We start from the raw sequence: 14,067 nt of genomic DNA on the forward strand, positions 1-14,067 counted from the left end.
CTATCCGTCGTGCCCGGAGTAGGCGCAGTTGAACGACTTATTGCACAGCGGGAAGTCCGCCAGGATGTTGCCGTCCACGGCCGCCTCGAGCAGCGGCCACTGGAACCAGGACGGATCCCGGAAATGGCAGGCGGCGACCTTACCGCCGGGCCCCAAGCGCACCCAGAGGAACACGTCGCCGCGGAAGCTCTCGACCAAAGCCGAGCCCTCTGCGGGACCATCGGCCAGCGCGCCATCGGACGTCGTCGAGATGGGTCCGGCCGGGAGCTGATCGAGGATCTGATCAATCAGGGCGAGGCTTTGCTCCACCTCGCGGATTCGGACCCAGACGCGCGCGTTCACATCGCCTTCGCCGAAGACCGGAACGTCGAACGTGAGACGGTCGTAGGTGGCGTACCGGCCCCAGCGACGGGCGTCGAACGCGCGGCCCGCCGCGCGGCCGACGAACCCGCCGGTTGCGAACCTCTGCACCCACTCCGCACGCACGATCCCCGTCCCGACCACCCGGTCCTGCAGGGAGTTGGTCTCGTCATAGACCTCGACCAGGCTCGGGAAGATTTTGCGGATGCGAGCGACCGTCGCGGCGATCGCCTCCTGACCATCGGCCTTGAGATCCCGGGTGACGCCGCCCGGCACGATCCGGTCCATCATCAGCCGGTGCCCGAAGGCAGCGTCGCTGGCCCGTAGAACCTGTTCTCGCAGCACGCCGGTGTGGGCGTGCAGGATGGCGAAGGCCGCATCGTTGGCGATCGCACCGATATCGCCGAGGTGGTTGGCCAGCCGCTCCAGCTCGGCCATGAGCGCGCGCAGCCACTGGGCCCGCACCGGCGCGCGAATCTGCCCCGCGCTCTCGACGGCGAGCGCGAACGCCAGGGCGTAGGCGACCGTGCTATCGCCCGAGATCCGGCCCGCGAGTTGCGCGGCGCGCGGAATGGAGGCGCCCCTCATCAGCGACGCCGTGCCCTTGTGGGCATAGCCGAGGCGCTGTTCGAGGCGCACGACCGTCTCGCCGTTGACGGTGAACCTGAAGTGGCCGGGCTCGATTATTCCGGCGTGCACCGGGCCTACTGGGACTTCGTGCAGCCCCTCCCCTTCCGCTGGCAGGAAGGCATAGGTCGTGCCGTCCGCCGGCCCGGGCTGGCCGACGCCGAGCGGATGGCGAACGCCCCATCGGCTATGATCGAGCCAAGGACGCGCGTCGGGCAGCCCTTCTGCCACGAGGCCGACCAGGTCCTGCACCGCACGTTCCAGGCGGATCGCCGGCGCATGCCGCAGGCCAAGCGAGGGGTAAGTCCCGCGCGGGCAGGCGCGCGTGAAAATAGCCCCGTCCGTACCCTCGCGGACCGCCACATGGACGCTCTCAGGCTCGCCCCATAGGGCGACGAGATCGAGATCTCCGAGGCTGACGGCTTCGTACATTCGTTGCCAGGCCCGATAGCCCAGACGGACCCGCGGCCATCGGTCGCCACCCCCAAGCGAGTGGCCGGTGCGAACCAGCTGGGCGAGAATCGAGGCGCTGCCTGTCACCATCTCACCCCAAGGATCTCGCCACGTTCTGGAACCACGCGACGACGGCGGGGGGCAGGAAGATCCCTGCCGTCAGGACGATTCCCAAGTGGACGATCATCGGAACGTAGGAGGCCTGGACGGGATGGCTCTCACCCTTTGGCGCGCCGAACACCACCTGCTGCATGCGCAGGATCAGGGCGCCGAAGGCCACCAGCAGCCCCACCACCAAGGGGATGGCCAGCAGGGGCTGACGGGCGAAGGTCGAGCTCACCACCAGGAACTCGCTCATGAAGACGCCCGTCGGCGGCACGCCAAGGATGGCGACCACGCCCACGACGAGGCCCCATCCCAGCGCTGGGTGGGTCACGGTGAGTCCGCCCATGTCGGCCAGCTTCTGGGTGCCCTTGGCCTGGGCCACGTGACCGACGGCGAAGAAGATCGCCGACTTGGTCAGGCTGTGCATGGTCATGTGCAGCAGCCCCGCGAAATTCGCCAGCGGGCCGCCCATGCCGAAGGCGAAGGCGATGATGCCCATGTGTTCGATCGACGAGTAGGCGAACAGCCTTTTGATGTCGCGACGGCGATAGAGCATGAAGGCGGCGAACACGACCGAGACTAGGCCCATGGTGATCAACAGCGGCCCGGGCGCGAGCGCGCCGGCATTCGCCGCCATCACCACCTTGAAACGCAGGACCGCATAGAGGGCGACGTTCAGAAGCAGGCCTGAAAGGACCGCTGAAATCGGCGTCGGACCTTCGGCGTGGGCGTCCGGCAGCCAGGCGTGCAGCGGCGCAAGGCCGACCTTGGTGCCATAGCCGAGGAGCAGGAAGATGAAGGCCAGGTTGAGCAGGGCGGGATCGAACCGGCTCGCATGAGCGACCAGTTGCAACCAGGACATGGCATTGAGCCCCTCGCCGACGACTGGCTGGGCCGCGAGGTAAACCAGGATGGTGCCGAAAAGCGCCAGGGCGATGCCGACGCTGCCCAGGATGAAATACTTCCACGCCGCTTCGAGGGCCTCATGGGTGCGGTAGATGCCCACCATCACGACCGTGGTGAGCGTCGCCAGCTCCACCGCGACCCACATCAGCCCGACGTTCTGGGCCGCCAGGGCCAGGCTCATGCCGGCCAGCATGACCTGGTACATGGCGTGATAGAAGCGAAGGTAGAGCGGCGTGAGCCGTCCCGTCTCGAGCTCGTGGCGGATGTAGCTGGCGCTGAAGACGCTCGTCGTGAACCCGATGAAGGTGTTCAGGACCAGGAAGACGATATTCAGGTCGTCGACGAAGAGGAAATCGTTCACCGCCGGCCGCTGGCCGATCAGGACCAGGGCGCAGAGGAAGCCGGCGCCTGAGGCCACGACGTTCAGCCTGGCGCACAAGCGATACCCCGGCGACAAGGCCAGGATCGCCGCGAAGACGAGCGGGATCAGCAGGACCCCGCCCAAGGCATAGGCTCCCAGCCCGTTCACCGGCGATCTCCTCGGACGGTGTCGAGCGCGGTGACATCGACGGTGTCGAAGCGTTCCCGGATCCGGAACAGGAAGATGCCGATGACGATGAAGGCGATCAGGATCGAAAACGCCACGCTGATCTCGACCACGAGCGGCATGCCCTTGGCGCCGGTCGCGGCGAGGACGAGGCCGTTCTCCAGCGACATGAAGCCGACGACCTGACTCACCGCGTTGCGACGGGTGATCATGATCAGCAGGCCCAGGAGGACGACGGAGAGCGCGAAGGCCAGATCTTCGCGCGCCAGGGTGCCCGCGGCCGCGGTGACCGGCAGCATCACCGAAATGGACAGGGCCACGAGCGCGAGACCCAGCAGCATGGTCGGGCCGACGCCCCCCACCGTCTCCACCTCCCGATGGATGTCCATGCGCCGGATCAGCCGGTGCAGCGCCACGGGGATCACCATCCCCTTGAAGATCAGCGCGATGGCGGCCGTGACGTAAAGGTGCGGTGCGGCCTGGATATAGGCCTGCCAGGCGACGGCGAGCGCCAGGACCACGGCATGCAGGGCGAAAGTGTTGAGCAGGCTGTAGAGGCGGTCCTGGTACAACATCACGAAGCACACCAGCACCATCAGCCCTGACATCAGGTGGGCGATGTCGAAGTCGAGACTGCTCATCACAGACCCCGCGACACGAAGAGCAGCAGGATCGCCAGGAAGCCCAGCATCAGCGCCGAACCGAGGAATTCGGGCACGCGGAACACTCGCATCTTGGCGATCGAAGTCTCGAACACCCCCAGCAGCACTGCGCCGACGGAGAGTTTGGCGAGATAGGCCGCCAGCCCGACCGCATAGGCGGGCCAGCTGTCGCCGCTCCGGGCCATTCCAACAGGCAGGAAGACGGCGCCGATCAGCGACATGTAGAGCAGAAGCTTCAGGGCCGATCCGAACTCGATCATCGCCAGATGGCGGCCCGAGTACTCGAGCACCATGGCCTCGTGGACCATCGTGAGCTCCAGGTGCGTAGAGGGGTTGTCGACCGGAATCCGGGCGTTCTCCGCCAGCGCGACCAGGACCAGCGCGATCAGCACCATGGCGAGGGAGACCCGCAGGCCGATGGCCGGTGAGAGGATCACCTCGGTGATCGTCGACAGCTGCGTGGAGTGAGCCAGCAGCGAGACGGTGAAGGCCACCAGCAGCATGGCCGGCTCTGCAAGGGAGGCGATCATCACCTCCCGGCTGGAGCCGATGCCGCCGAAACTCGTGCCGATGTCCATCCCGGCCAGGGTCTGGAAGAAGCGCGCGCTGCCCAGCAGGGCGACGATCGCGATCAGGTCGGCCGACCAGCTGAACAACAAACCCGAGGCGAAGGTGGGAACCAGAGCGGCCGCGACCCAGGTGGCGGCGAAGATGAGATAGGGCGCGGCGCGGAACAGCCAGGACGCGTTGTCCGCGATCACGGCTTCCTTGCGGATCAGGCGTAGCAGATCGCGGTACGGCTGCAGGACCGACGCTCCGCGCCGGCGCAGTAGTCGCGCCTTCACCTTGCGCACGACGCCGGTCAGCAGGGGCGCAAGCGCCAGGACCAGGCACATCTGCACGCCCTGGAGCAGGTAGTCGCCGATCATCGCCATAGGGTGAGCGTCGTCAGCAGCAGCACCAGCGCGGCGAACACCAGCGACAGGTACTGCCGGATGGTCAGGAACTGCAGGCGATTGAGCCGCTCGGCGGTCCAGTCGACGGCCCCGGCGAGCGGCGCGTAAAGAAGCTCCCAGACCAGGTCGCGAACACGAAGCGAGAACCGCGCCGGAGCCGTATCGCCAGGCGCAGGCATCTCGACCGTCTCGCGCGCCTGAAAGAGCAGCCCGCCGAACACTCGCCGCAGGGGCTGCGAGAAGCTGCTCGGCGAATACTGGGTGACTGGCCGCGCATCGGGGTATCCGCAATCCCAGGCCGGCGCCCTCCGCACAGCCTTGGCCGCGATCGTCCGAACGAGCACCGCAGAGGTCGCGGCCGCGAAGGCGATGAATATAAAGACGAGCATTCCGTCATAGGAGCTGCGGCTGGCCGACAAGGGAACGAGTCTGAGCCACGCCTGCGCAGCTTGCGGCGGAAGGCCGCCGCCGCCAGCCAGCCTGCCGACGATCGGCCCCAAGGCGTCGATGACAAATCCCGGCAGGACGCCGACCAGGACACAAATGAGGCCCAAAATGATCATTGTCCCCGTCTGGAAAGCATCCACCTCCCGCGCCTCAGCGGCGGCAGGCGATCGCGGTCGGCCCAGAAAGGCGACGCCGTAGGCGCGTACGAAGCAGGCCGCGGCCAGGGCGGCCGCCAGCGCCAGCATCGCCCCGGCGGCCGGGACCAGGAACTTCAGGCCCCACTGCGGCAGAGTGGGGCTGATCAGCACCGCCTGGAACAGCAGCCATTCCGAAACGAAGCCATTCAGCGGCGGCAGAGCGGAAATCGCAGCGGACCCAACGAGGAAGAGCGCCGCGGTGAGCGGCAGGCGATGGATCAGTCCCCCCAGCGCGCCGAGGTTGCGCTCGCCCGTCGCGGACAGCACCGAGCCAGCCCCGAAGAAGAGCAGGGTCTTGAAGGTGGCGTGATTGATCGCGTGCAGCAGGCTGGCTGTCATCGCCAGCGCCGCGGCTTCGGTCAGGCCGTTCGCTTTGAACGCCAGCGCCAGGCCAAGACCCAGGAAGATAATGCCAATGTTCTCGACGGTGCTGTAGGCCAGCAGACGCTTAAGGTCATCCTGCAGCAGCGCGTACAGCAGTCCGACGACGGCGGTGACGGCCCCCGTCGCTAGCAGGGCGACGCTCCACCACCACTGCGGCGGGCCGAGCAGATCGAAGGCGATCCGGATGAAGCCGTAGATCGCGACCTTGGTCATGATCCCGCTCATCAGCCCCGAGACATGACTGGGCGCGGCGGGATGGGCGAGCGGCAACCAGACGTGCAAGGGGACCAGGCCCGCCTTCGAACCGGTCCCGACCAGCGCCAGGATCAGTACAAGGCCTGCGAGCGGGCGGGGACCGACCACGGTGCGGATGGTCGCGAAGTCGTAGTGGCCTTGTGGTCCCGCCAAGAGACCAAACGCCAGCAGGAGCGCCAGCGTGCCGAAGCTGGCCATCACCAGATAGACGTAGCCGGCGTGCGTGGCGCCCGGCTCCTTGTGGTGCGCCATCACCAGCGCCCACGACATCACCGACATGAATTCCCAGGACACCAGGAAGGTGAAGGCGTCGCCAGCCAGAACGACGAGGCTCATCCCCGCCAGGAACGCTGGGAAGAAGGGAAGCACCCTCTCAGGTGATCGCTCGTGACGTCCGTAGCCGATGGCGTAGACGCTGGCGGCGCAACCGCCGAAGCCGACGATGGCCAGAAAGAGTCCCGCCAGACTGTCCAGCCGCAGGTGTGAACCGACCCACGGCACTCCGAGCGGCAGGACGAGGCTTTCGTCATGCCCTTGCAACAGGCTCCACAGCGCCAGGGCCCCCATTGCTGCAGTGACCAGAGCGCACAGCGGGTAGACCACCAGGCTGGGTGCGCGGGTTCGAACGCCCACAGCCGCGCCCCCGCCGATCACCAGCAAGGCGACAATCGACCAGATTTCGGCGGTCAAGACACTGAGGTTCATGCCCGTCTCGGCATCGGAAGGATCACCCGGAGATCGGCTGTCAGCGAGACCTGCGCCGCCGCATCAGGTCTTGATCGGGCGTCCCCAGAGCCGTCCTCCCCTGTTGTGTCCGCTGGCCTCGCGCCCTGAACCCATTCAGCCTTGCGGCAAGCCCGACAGGCGTCAGACCAAGATCGGCATTCGTGGTCGCACGCCTCAAGTGAGTATAATTACATCGATCATGATGTCTACGGCATCACGGGGGTTTTCCAACATTTTTGGTGGCGGGGGACAGAGCGGCGGCTAGGGTGGCGCAGCCGTGGACGAAAGTGGTGAGCAAGGGCTCTCGAAAGAGGAACCAGGGTTGCAGCCACCTGCAGTGGGCGGCGCTGTCGAAGAGATCGTTCTCCAAGATCAGCCACCAGAGCGCCGCCACGGCGCCCCAGAGCACCGCTCCAAAGCTGGACCCGGCCACCCGTTGGCGGTCGTCGCCGATGTGCAAGCCTGAGTCGCCATGGAGTTGTTGCGACCAGGCGGTCCAGTACCGGCGCGAGGCGACGAACAGAACCGCCGCCACGATGAGGTTGACCGCGATCAGATGGACGTCGAACGCCCAGGCGCGAGCGACGAAAGGGCGGATCTCCGCCCCGCCACAGCCGACGCGCCCCGCGACGAGGTAGGCGGGCGCAAGGATCACGCGAGCGCTCTGCACCCAGGTCGCAACGACGCCGCCAAATTTGCCGTCCGGGTTCGCCAGAGCGTGGATGATAAAGCCGTAGTAGCAAAAATTGAGCACCGCGCCCGCCAGGACAATATCCCCAGCGCCGGGGGCCGAGGCATGGCGCGGCCCCCGTGCATGTCGGGGTGTGGCCGTTGGCAGGGTGGGCATCCATCCCCTCCCTGCGCAGGTTCTAGGCCGGAACGGCTACCAGACGGAGCCAAGCACGCCGATCCTTGTCACGCCCCGGGCCTGCGCGCCCGGCGCTAGAGTCTCTTACCTGACGATCTCACCTTGTATATTGATGGCTCCTACATCAACTCATATGTTCAGAATCGTCGCCGGTCCTGCCGCCCCAATCCCGGCCAGCATCGGCGCGCCCGAAGTCCGCCTCAGCCCTGAAGGTGGCCCATTGCGCGCCGCCAACCATAGTCAGCACGGGAGAACCTAGCCTAATGAAAGTTCTGCTCGCGGATGATGAAGGGGCGCGTCGAATCCGGGTTCTAGAGCAGCGTCGGGACGGTTCGCGGCTCTATTTTGATAGCGGCGCGCTCTATACTCACGTCGATGCAGATGGGAACAATCTGCTCAACTACATCGCAGCCATGCAGCGGGTGCTCGCGCGCGCGGAAGACGTTCTTCTGCTCGGGACGGCCGGCGGCGCGTTGGCGACCTTGCTCAGTCGCGCTGGCGCAGCAGTCACAGCCGTCGACAACTGGCCGCAAGCGTTTGAGATCGCCAAACGATGGTTCCACCTTCCATCGCAAGTCGAGTGCGTGCACGCCGACGCTCTGGAGTTCCTTCGCGGTACGACCCGGCAATGGTCGGCGATCGCGGTGGATGTCTTTCACGGCACGGAGATTCCCGAGGCCATACTTACCAGCGACATCGGCGCGCTCCTGGCGAGCCGTACGGCCCAAGGAGGTCTGATCGTCTGGAACGTGGCCGACAGCCCTCAGTCTTGGGAAACGCGTCGGATCGTTAAGGCGCTGCAACGCGAAGGCTTGGCGCCGGCCACGGTGTCGGTCCTGGACTGCGACGTCGGCAACACCCTGGTGGTCTGCAAGAACACAGCCGTTCGCGGCGGTCGCGGAGCCGCACGTGCCGTCGATGACGATTTGAGCTCCGCGGCCTAGGGGCACCCCTGTCTACGCGGGCATTGCCCCTAAGCGCGATGGGTGGCGGTCAGCATAGCGCCCAGCGCATGCACCCGCGCCGACAGCTGCGCCCGAAGATCCCGCAGCCTTGGCAGGGCTGTCGCGTCCGTGACGCGCGTGAATTCCGGAACATCCCACGCCACGGCGGTCTGCTGGCGGGCAAGACCAAGCTTGTGCATTCCAAGCGAAACCACAACGTCGAACTCCGCCAGGTCGAGGTCACAGACCAGCGTCGGAATCGTGTGGCTGATATCGATGCCCACCTCAGCCATGGTCAACACGGCTCGTGGGTCCACTGGGCGAGCTGCCAGTCCGGCGCTCCGGACGTCTATCTCCAGCCGCCGATAAGCCTCCCGGGCCAAGCCTCCGGCCATGGGGCTCAACACGGTGTGCGAGCGGCAGACGAAGAGGACGCGCGTTCGCCGGGCGGATCGCCGCACTGGGAACCGAACCAGAACGGCCCCCCGCCGTGTGTTGGAGCTCGGCGGCTTTGAGGACGCTGGGGTAGCGCCCTCCGCGCAGTCCTCCCTCCTTGCCAGCGTACCCGGTCGGAGCACAGGCGATTGAGGGCGCTGCACGTGGGGAGACATGCGTCGGCAGTAGCATGCAGCATGGCTGACGTCGACTTAAAGCACCTAAGTTGACGTGTGAGCCATCATGCGCTCTGCGCTAATTTCGCTCCAACAGGCGCACCCCTCGCCCCGTCCCTTCGCTTCGGGCGCCGCTGGCGATCAGTTCGACGCCGGCTTCGTTGAGCGCGTTGACGACCTTTTGCAGACTATCTACAACGGCCCGCACAATCCCGTCGCTAGCTTCCATCCGTTGGATGGTCGGGAGTGACACGCCAGAGAGCCGGGCAAGCTCCTTCTGGTCGATCCCGAGCAGCGCGCGCGCCGCCTTCATTTGTGCGCCAGTGATCATCAGCCCATCTATAATGAGGTATGGGCCATCAGCAAGCGCGGATTCTGGCGGCCAGGTCGAGGCCATTCCCCACGACATCCTGACCAGCGCCCGGCTTCCGCCGCGCTCTAACCCCGCCTCCGCCTTCGTGTCGCTCGGCCGATGCCTCGCCCAGGCTGTCAGCGTCGGCCGGCCGGCCGCCATACCCGCTCGATCGGGGGCGCGCCAGCACCAACTTGGACGCATCGAACCGCTGCCGCCCAACCACCCCCGGACAGTCACCGAGCAGCCCCAGGCGATATATTTGATTAGCCAGATACCGCCAATGATGCTTGAAACATCACAACGCAAATGCCACACCCCCAGCGATGCAGGCTGCGGTCCTGCCGGAGCGCCTCATGAGCGACGCTGACTCACCCTGTGTTTGGCTTGTCCAAGCCGACCCCGAACGACGGCGCCAGTGGGCGGCCGGCCTGCGCCAGGACGGGATGGCGGTCCGCGAGTTTGACCGGATCGGAAATGCGCTTACGGCTTTGCGGCAGTCGCCGACGGTGGCCATGCTGGTCACTCAGGCCAACGACGAACCGCTGGCCGTTCTAGAACTCATAAGCCAAGCGCGAACCGCCGCACCTAGGCTGGAAATCGTCTTCACCCAACAGGCTGGATCGGACGGAGCATCCTGCCCTCCGGGCCTCGCTGTGCTGACCGAACCGTTCGACGGGGCGAAGCTGTCGCGACACATCCGCCTGGTGGCGGCCAAGCCCGCCCTTCGCAGCGCCCTGCAGCGGAGATTTCGCGAAGCTCGGCAGACGGTCAGGATTCCAGTGACGTCATGACCTCGCCACCCGAGCCCAATCGCCGAGCCGATGTTAATCCCCTTCTGGCGGGCCTCCGCTGTCGCTGCCCGAACTGCGGGGAGGGCCCGCTGTTCGATGGCTACTTGCGCGTCGCGCCGCGATGCGAGGCGTGCGGGCAGGATCTTTCGCGCGCGGATTCGGGCGACGGTCCGGTCGTGTTCATCCTGCTGATCGTCGGCGCCATCGGATGCGGCGGCCTGCTGTACACCGAGTTCGCGCTCAGGTGGCCGATCTGGCTGGAGCTGATCGTCTGGTTGCCACTGATCTGCATCATGACCTTGGGCTCCTTGCGGCCGTTCAAGGCCATCCTGATCGCGCTGCAATTCCACAACAGCGCCTCAGAGGTTCGTCATGGCCCGCCGTGACGAGCCCATCGTGAGGAGATGGCTGACCGCTGCGAGGGGCCACGGCGAAGCAATTACAAGTCGCAACGCCTCGGCCGCAGCCGCGCCTCATCGTTTTGGAAGCTGCATGACCGGAGAACGGAAGTCGTGACCGTGGCCGCAGAACCTCGCGCGGTGGGGACGGGCTTGCGGCGAGGCGCCCGAGGCCGTTGTCCGAACTGCGGCCAGGGCCGGTTGTTTCGCGCCTACCCCAAGGTCAAGTCGCCCTGCGGCGCCTGCGGAAATGACAACAGCCGATATCCAGCAGACGACGCGCCCCCGTACTTTACGATCCTGATCGTCGGCCACTTGGTTGTGGCCCCGCTTCTGGCGTTTCGCTTTATCTTGACCTGGCCGGCCAGCCTTCTCTTGGCGACGGTCTTGCCCAGCTTGACCGCCCTCATTCTAATCTTTCTTCCGATCGTCAAAGGCGGGGTGATCGGCGTCCTTTGGGCGCTCGGAAGATCCCACGTCGATGGAAGGACGCAGCGATGAACGCCCAAGAACGGCTGGCTCGAGCCGAACAGGACGCCCTGGATTTCCATCGCCTGCCCCAGCCCGGAAAGATCGCCATCGCGGCCACCAAGCCGATGGCCACCCAGCGCGACCTGAGCCTCGCCTATTCGCCCGGCGTGGCCATTCCGGTGCTGAAGATCGCCGAGGATCCCGAGAGCGCCTACGACTACACGTCCAAGGGCAACCTGGTGGCGGTGTTCTCCAACGGCACGGCGATCCTGGGCCTGGGCAATTTGGGGGCGCTCGCCTCGAAGCCGGTGATGGAGGGCAAGGGCGTCCTCTTCAAGCGCTTCGCCGACGTCGACGCCATCGACATCGAGTGCTCGGCCACCGACCCGGACGAGATCATCACCGTCGCCAAGAACATCGGCGTGACCTTCGGCGGCATCAATCTCGAGGACATCAAGAGCCCTGAGTGCTTCCGCATCGAGACCGAGCTGCAGGAGCTGCTCGACATCCCGGTGTTCCACGACGACCAGCACGGCACGGCGATCATCTGCTCCGCCGGCCTGATCAACGCCTGCGCCATCACCGACCGCGACATGTCGCAGATCAAGGTGGTGCTGAACGGGGCCGGCGCCGCGGGCATCGCCACCCTCGACCTGATCAAGGCGATGGGCGTGACGTCCAGCAACGTCATCGCCTGCGACTCCAAGGGCGTGATCTGGCGCGGCCGCCCGAACGACATGAACCAGTGGAAGAGCGCGCACGCCATCGAAACCGACGCGCGCACCCTGACCGAAGCTCTGCAGGGCGCGGACGTCTTCATCGGCCTCTCGGTCAAGGGCGCCCTGACGCCGGAAATGGTCAAGGCGATGGCGCCCAAGCCGATCATCTTCGCCATGGCCAACCCGGATCCGGAGATCACTCCGGAAGAGGTCTACTCGGTTCGGCCCGACGCTATCGTCGCCACCGGCCGCAGCGACTATCCCAACCAGGTCAACAACGTCCTGGGCTTCCCCTACATCTTCCGCGGCGCGCTCGACGTGCGGGCGCGGCGGGTGAACATGGAGATGAAGATCGCCTGCGCCAACGCCCTGGCGCAGCTCGCCCGCGAGGACGTGCCCGACGAGGTCGCCGCCGCCTACCACGGCGCCCAGCTGAGGTTCGGGCCGCAGTACATCATCCCGAGCCCGTTCGACCCGCGGCTGCTCTCCTACATCCCGCCGTTCGTGGCCCAGGCGGCGATGGACACCCGCGTGGCGCGCAAGCCGATCGAGGACATGGACGCCTACCGCGCGTCGCTGGCCCAGCGGCTCGATCCGACCGCGGCCTTCCTGCAGAAGCTGCAGGGCGCGGTGCTGGCGGGACCCAAGAAGCGGGTGGTCTTCGCCGAGGGCGAGGAGCCCAGCGTGATCCGCGCCGCCTACGCCTTCCAGTCCAGTGGCCTGGGCGACGCCGTCCTGGTCGGCCGCGAGGAGCTGGTGCACAACAACATGCGGCTGGTCGGCCTCGACCCGAAGGACGTGAAGCTCGAGATCGTCAACGCCCGCGTCTCGCAGTGGAACGACGTATTCGTCGACAGCCTTTATGAGCGGCTGCAGCGCGAGGGCTTCCTGAAGCGCGACGTTCAGCGGCTGATCAACCAGGACCGTAACTCGTTCGCCGCCTCGATGGTGGCGGCGGGCCACGCCGACGGCATGGTCACCGGCGTCACCCGCGCCTTCGACCAGGTGCTCGACGAGGTGCTGCGGGTCATCGACCCGGCCCCCGGCGGCCGGGTGATGGGCATGAGCGTGGTGTTGGCCAAGGGCCGCACCCTGTTCATCGCCGACACCAACGTCACCGAACTGCCCGACGCCGACGAGCTGGTGGAAATCGCCTGCGAAGCGGCCCGCGCGGTCCGCAACCTCGGCTACACGCCGCGCGTGGCCTTCATGAGCTACTCGGCCTTCGGCAACCCGATGGGCGAGCGCTCCGAACGGGTGCGCGAGGCGGTCGCCATGCTCGACGAGATGCCCGACATCGACTTCGAGTACGAAGGCGAGATGCCGCCGGAGCTGGCGCTGATCCCCGAGGCGCGGGTCAACTACCCGTTCATGCGCCTGTCGGGCCCGGCCAATGTGCTGATCATGCCGGCGATCCACTCGGCGGCGATCTCCACCCAGCTGATCCAGGCGCTGGGCGGGGCCACCGTGATCGGCCCGCTGCTGCTCGGCCTGGCCAAGCCGGTGCAGATCTGTCCGCTGTCGGCCTCGGTCTCGCGGATCCTGCAGATGGCCACCCTCTGCGCCCACGACGGCGACCTGGCGACGCTGGACTCCTTTGCGAGCCAGCAGCGGGACGCGGCCGTCGGTTCAGCGAGGGCGCTGGCTGCGGCGCCGAGCGCCTAACATGCGCCTGTTTCGACGCCGCCAGCGGCGCCTATGGAGCAACACCGTGCTAACGGAGGCAGGATGGCTGCTCGTAGTGGCGATCGCCGGGCTCATTGCAGCCGCCCCGCTCGCGATGATGATCTTGAGGCCGCCAATGTTGAGCGGCAGCCTCAGTCATCCGAGCCGCACTTGCGCGCCCGGCGCGCGCGCCGAGCGGGTCCATGACACAGGCGTGATCTCATCGGCCCCCGTGGCGCAGATAACCCCTTCCCGTGCCGGATGTTGATGATCCGAGGATCAGCCACGCCGCTGCCGATCGCCGGTCAGCCAACAGGATGCCGTACGTGAAGAAAGCCTGCGAATACCGGATGCACGCGGCGGAATGCCGAGCGCTCGCATACGGCATGAGCGCGAACCAGTTGGAGCAGCTCCTGGAGATGGCCGCCACCTGGGAGCAGCTCGCCGAGGTCCGTTCGGACCTTGTTCGACGTCATCCGGACCTCGCCCTGGACGGCGAATACCAAGAAGAGGGCGCCCCACCCGATGGGAAGTCATGAAAGACGCGCTGGTCTCGTCGACCACCATCAACACTGAGGAGTTTCAAGATGAGCCCTGGGGCCGACAAGGACTTCGTCTAC

The 14,067-nt window shown here is 66.5% G+C and carries 14 protein-coding genes; 6 read left to right on the top strand and 8 right to left on the bottom strand.

The annotated features are described in order from the left end of the window. From ACSQ14_RS24925 to ACSQ14_RS24950, 6 genes are all read right to left on the bottom strand, one after another. Entirely contained in the window at window positions 1-1,419 is a 1,419-nt protein-coding gene (locus ACSQ14_RS24925) for a hypothetical protein (RefSeq protein WP_436017669.1), read from the bottom strand. A gap of 112 nt (window positions 1,420-1,531) precedes the next feature. Beyond that, window positions 1,532-2,980 carry a hydrogenase 4 subunit F gene (locus ACSQ14_RS24930; RefSeq protein WP_436017671.1) on the bottom strand — a complete coding sequence of 483 codons (1,449 nt, stop codon included), beginning with the start codon at window positions 2,978-2,980 and terminating at the stop codon, window positions 1,532-1,534. After that, window positions 2,977-3,639 carry a hypothetical protein gene (locus tag ACSQ14_RS24935; protein WP_436017673.1) on the bottom strand — a complete coding sequence of 221 codons (663 nt, stop codon included), beginning with the start codon at window positions 3,637-3,639 and terminating at the stop codon, window positions 2,977-2,979. Before ACSQ14_RS24935 ends, ACSQ14_RS24930 begins: the two co-directional genes overlap by 4 nt. Next, the gene (locus tag ACSQ14_RS24940; protein ID WP_436017675.1) at window positions 3,639-4,595 is read right to left on the bottom strand and encodes a respiratory chain complex I subunit 1 family protein; all 957 of its coding nucleotides are present in this window, start codon (window positions 4,593-4,595) and stop codon (window positions 3,639-3,641) included. The genes ACSQ14_RS24935 and ACSQ14_RS24940 overlap by 1 nt, the downstream gene beginning before the upstream one ends. Continuing rightward, entirely contained in the window at window positions 4,586-6,604 is a 2,019-nt protein-coding gene (gene hyfB, locus ACSQ14_RS24945) for a hydrogenase 4 subunit B (RefSeq protein WP_436017677.1), read from the bottom strand. Before hyfB ends, ACSQ14_RS24940 begins: the two co-directional genes overlap by 10 nt. Window positions 6,605-6,839: 235 nt before the next feature. Further along, on the bottom strand, window positions 6,840-7,472 hold the full coding sequence (locus ACSQ14_RS24950) for a hypothetical protein (RefSeq protein ID WP_436017679.1): 633 nt from the start codon (window positions 7,470-7,472) through the stop codon (window positions 6,840-6,842). 284 nt (window positions 7,473-7,756) lie between these two features. Here ACSQ14_RS24950 and ACSQ14_RS24955 point away from each other — a divergent pair, with 284 nt between their 5' ends. Beyond that, entirely contained in the window at window positions 7,757-8,437 is a 681-nt protein-coding gene (locus ACSQ14_RS24955; RefSeq protein ID WP_436017681.1) for a spermidine synthase, read from the top strand. A gap of 29 nt (window positions 8,438-8,466) precedes the next feature. Here ACSQ14_RS24955 and ACSQ14_RS24960 read toward each other — a convergent pair whose 3' ends face one another. Then, window positions 8,467-9,048, bottom strand: coding sequence for a low molecular weight phosphatase family protein (locus tag ACSQ14_RS24960; protein ID WP_436017683.1), 582 nt, complete (start codon window positions 9,046-9,048; stop codon window positions 8,467-8,469). 79 nt (window positions 9,049-9,127) lie between these two features. Continuing rightward, complete coding sequence (locus ACSQ14_RS24965; RefSeq protein ID WP_436017685.1) at window positions 9,128-9,379, bottom strand: helix-turn-helix domain-containing protein; 252 nt, start codon at window positions 9,377-9,379, stop codon at window positions 9,128-9,130. 377 nt (window positions 9,380-9,756) lie between these two features. Here ACSQ14_RS24965 and ACSQ14_RS24970 point away from each other — a divergent pair, with 377 nt between their 5' ends. From ACSQ14_RS24970 to ACSQ14_RS24990, 5 genes are all read left to right on the top strand, one after another. After that, window positions 9,757-10,194 (top strand): hypothetical protein, encoded by a 438-nt coding sequence (locus ACSQ14_RS24970; RefSeq protein WP_436017687.1) that lies wholly within the window; start codon window positions 9,757-9,759, stop codon window positions 10,192-10,194. Further along, a complete protein-coding gene (locus tag ACSQ14_RS24975) occupies window positions 10,191-10,580 on the top strand; it encodes a DUF983 domain-containing protein (protein ID WP_436017689.1) in 390 nt (129 codons plus the stop codon). Before ACSQ14_RS24970 ends, ACSQ14_RS24975 begins: the two co-directional genes overlap by 4 nt. An 18-nt stretch (window positions 10,581-10,598) precedes the next feature. After that, on the top strand, window positions 10,599-11,093 hold the full coding sequence (locus ACSQ14_RS24980) for a DUF983 domain-containing protein (RefSeq protein WP_436017691.1): 495 nt from the start codon (window positions 10,599-10,601) through the stop codon (window positions 11,091-11,093). Beyond that, window positions 11,090-13,447 carry an NADP-dependent malic enzyme gene (locus ACSQ14_RS24985; RefSeq protein ID WP_436017693.1) on the top strand — a complete coding sequence of 786 codons (2,358 nt, stop codon included), beginning with the start codon at window positions 11,090-11,092 and terminating at the stop codon, window positions 13,445-13,447. The genes ACSQ14_RS24980 and ACSQ14_RS24985 overlap by 4 nt, the downstream gene beginning before the upstream one ends. Window positions 13,448-13,773: 326 nt before the next feature. After that, window positions 13,774-13,986, top strand: coding sequence for a hypothetical protein (locus ACSQ14_RS24990; protein WP_436017695.1), 213 nt, complete (start codon window positions 13,774-13,776; stop codon window positions 13,984-13,986). Window positions 13,987-14,067 lie beyond the last annotated feature (81 nt).

It is taken from the genome of Phenylobacterium sp. LjRoot219, from assembly GCF_964252995.1.
Lineage (GTDB): Bacteria > Pseudomonadota > Alphaproteobacteria > Caulobacterales > Caulobacteraceae > Phenylobacterium.

What these genes read in the sequence shown, in the direction of transcription:
- ACSQ14_RS24925 (WP_436017669.1), bottom strand. Translation starts at nt 1,419, where the DNA reads ATGTACGAAGCCGTCAGCCTCGGAGATCTCGATCTCGTCGCCCTATGG.
- ACSQ14_RS24935 (WP_436017673.1), bottom strand. Translation starts at nt 3,639, where the DNA reads ATGAGCAGTCTCGACTTCGACATCGCCCACCTGATGTCAGGGCTGATG.
- ACSQ14_RS24940 (WP_436017675.1), bottom strand. Translation starts at nt 4,595, where the DNA reads ATGGCGATGATCGGCGACTACCTGCTCCAGGGCGTGCAGATGTGCCTG.
- hyfB (WP_436017677.1), bottom strand. Translation starts at nt 6,604, where the DNA reads ATGAACCTCAGTGTCTTGACCGCCGAAATCTGGTCGATTGTCGCCTTG.
- ACSQ14_RS24950 (WP_436017679.1), bottom strand. Translation starts at nt 7,472, where the DNA reads ATGCCCACCCTGCCAACGGCCACACCCCGACATGCACGGGGGCCGCGC.
- ACSQ14_RS24955 (WP_436017681.1), top strand. Translation starts at nt 7,757, where the DNA reads ATGAAAGTTCTGCTCGCGGATGATGAAGGGGCGCGTCGAATCCGGGTT.
- ACSQ14_RS24960 (WP_436017683.1), bottom strand. Translation starts at nt 9,048, where the DNA reads ATGTCTCCCCACGTGCAGCGCCCTCAATCGCCTGTGCTCCGACCGGGT.
- ACSQ14_RS24965 (WP_436017685.1), bottom strand. Translation starts at nt 9,379, where the DNA reads ATGATCACTGGCGCACAAATGAAGGCGGCGCGCGCGCTGCTCGGGATC.
- ACSQ14_RS24970 (WP_436017687.1), top strand. Translation starts at nt 9,757, where the DNA reads ATGAGCGACGCTGACTCACCCTGTGTTTGGCTTGTCCAAGCCGACCCC.
- ACSQ14_RS24975 (WP_436017689.1), top strand. Translation starts at nt 10,191, where the DNA reads ATGACCTCGCCACCCGAGCCCAATCGCCGAGCCGATGTTAATCCCCTT.
- ACSQ14_RS24980 (WP_436017691.1), top strand. Translation starts at nt 10,599, where the DNA reads ATGGCTGACCGCTGCGAGGGGCCACGGCGAAGCAATTACAAGTCGCAA.
- ACSQ14_RS24985 (WP_436017693.1), top strand. Translation starts at nt 11,090, where the DNA reads ATGAACGCCCAAGAACGGCTGGCTCGAGCCGAACAGGACGCCCTGGAT.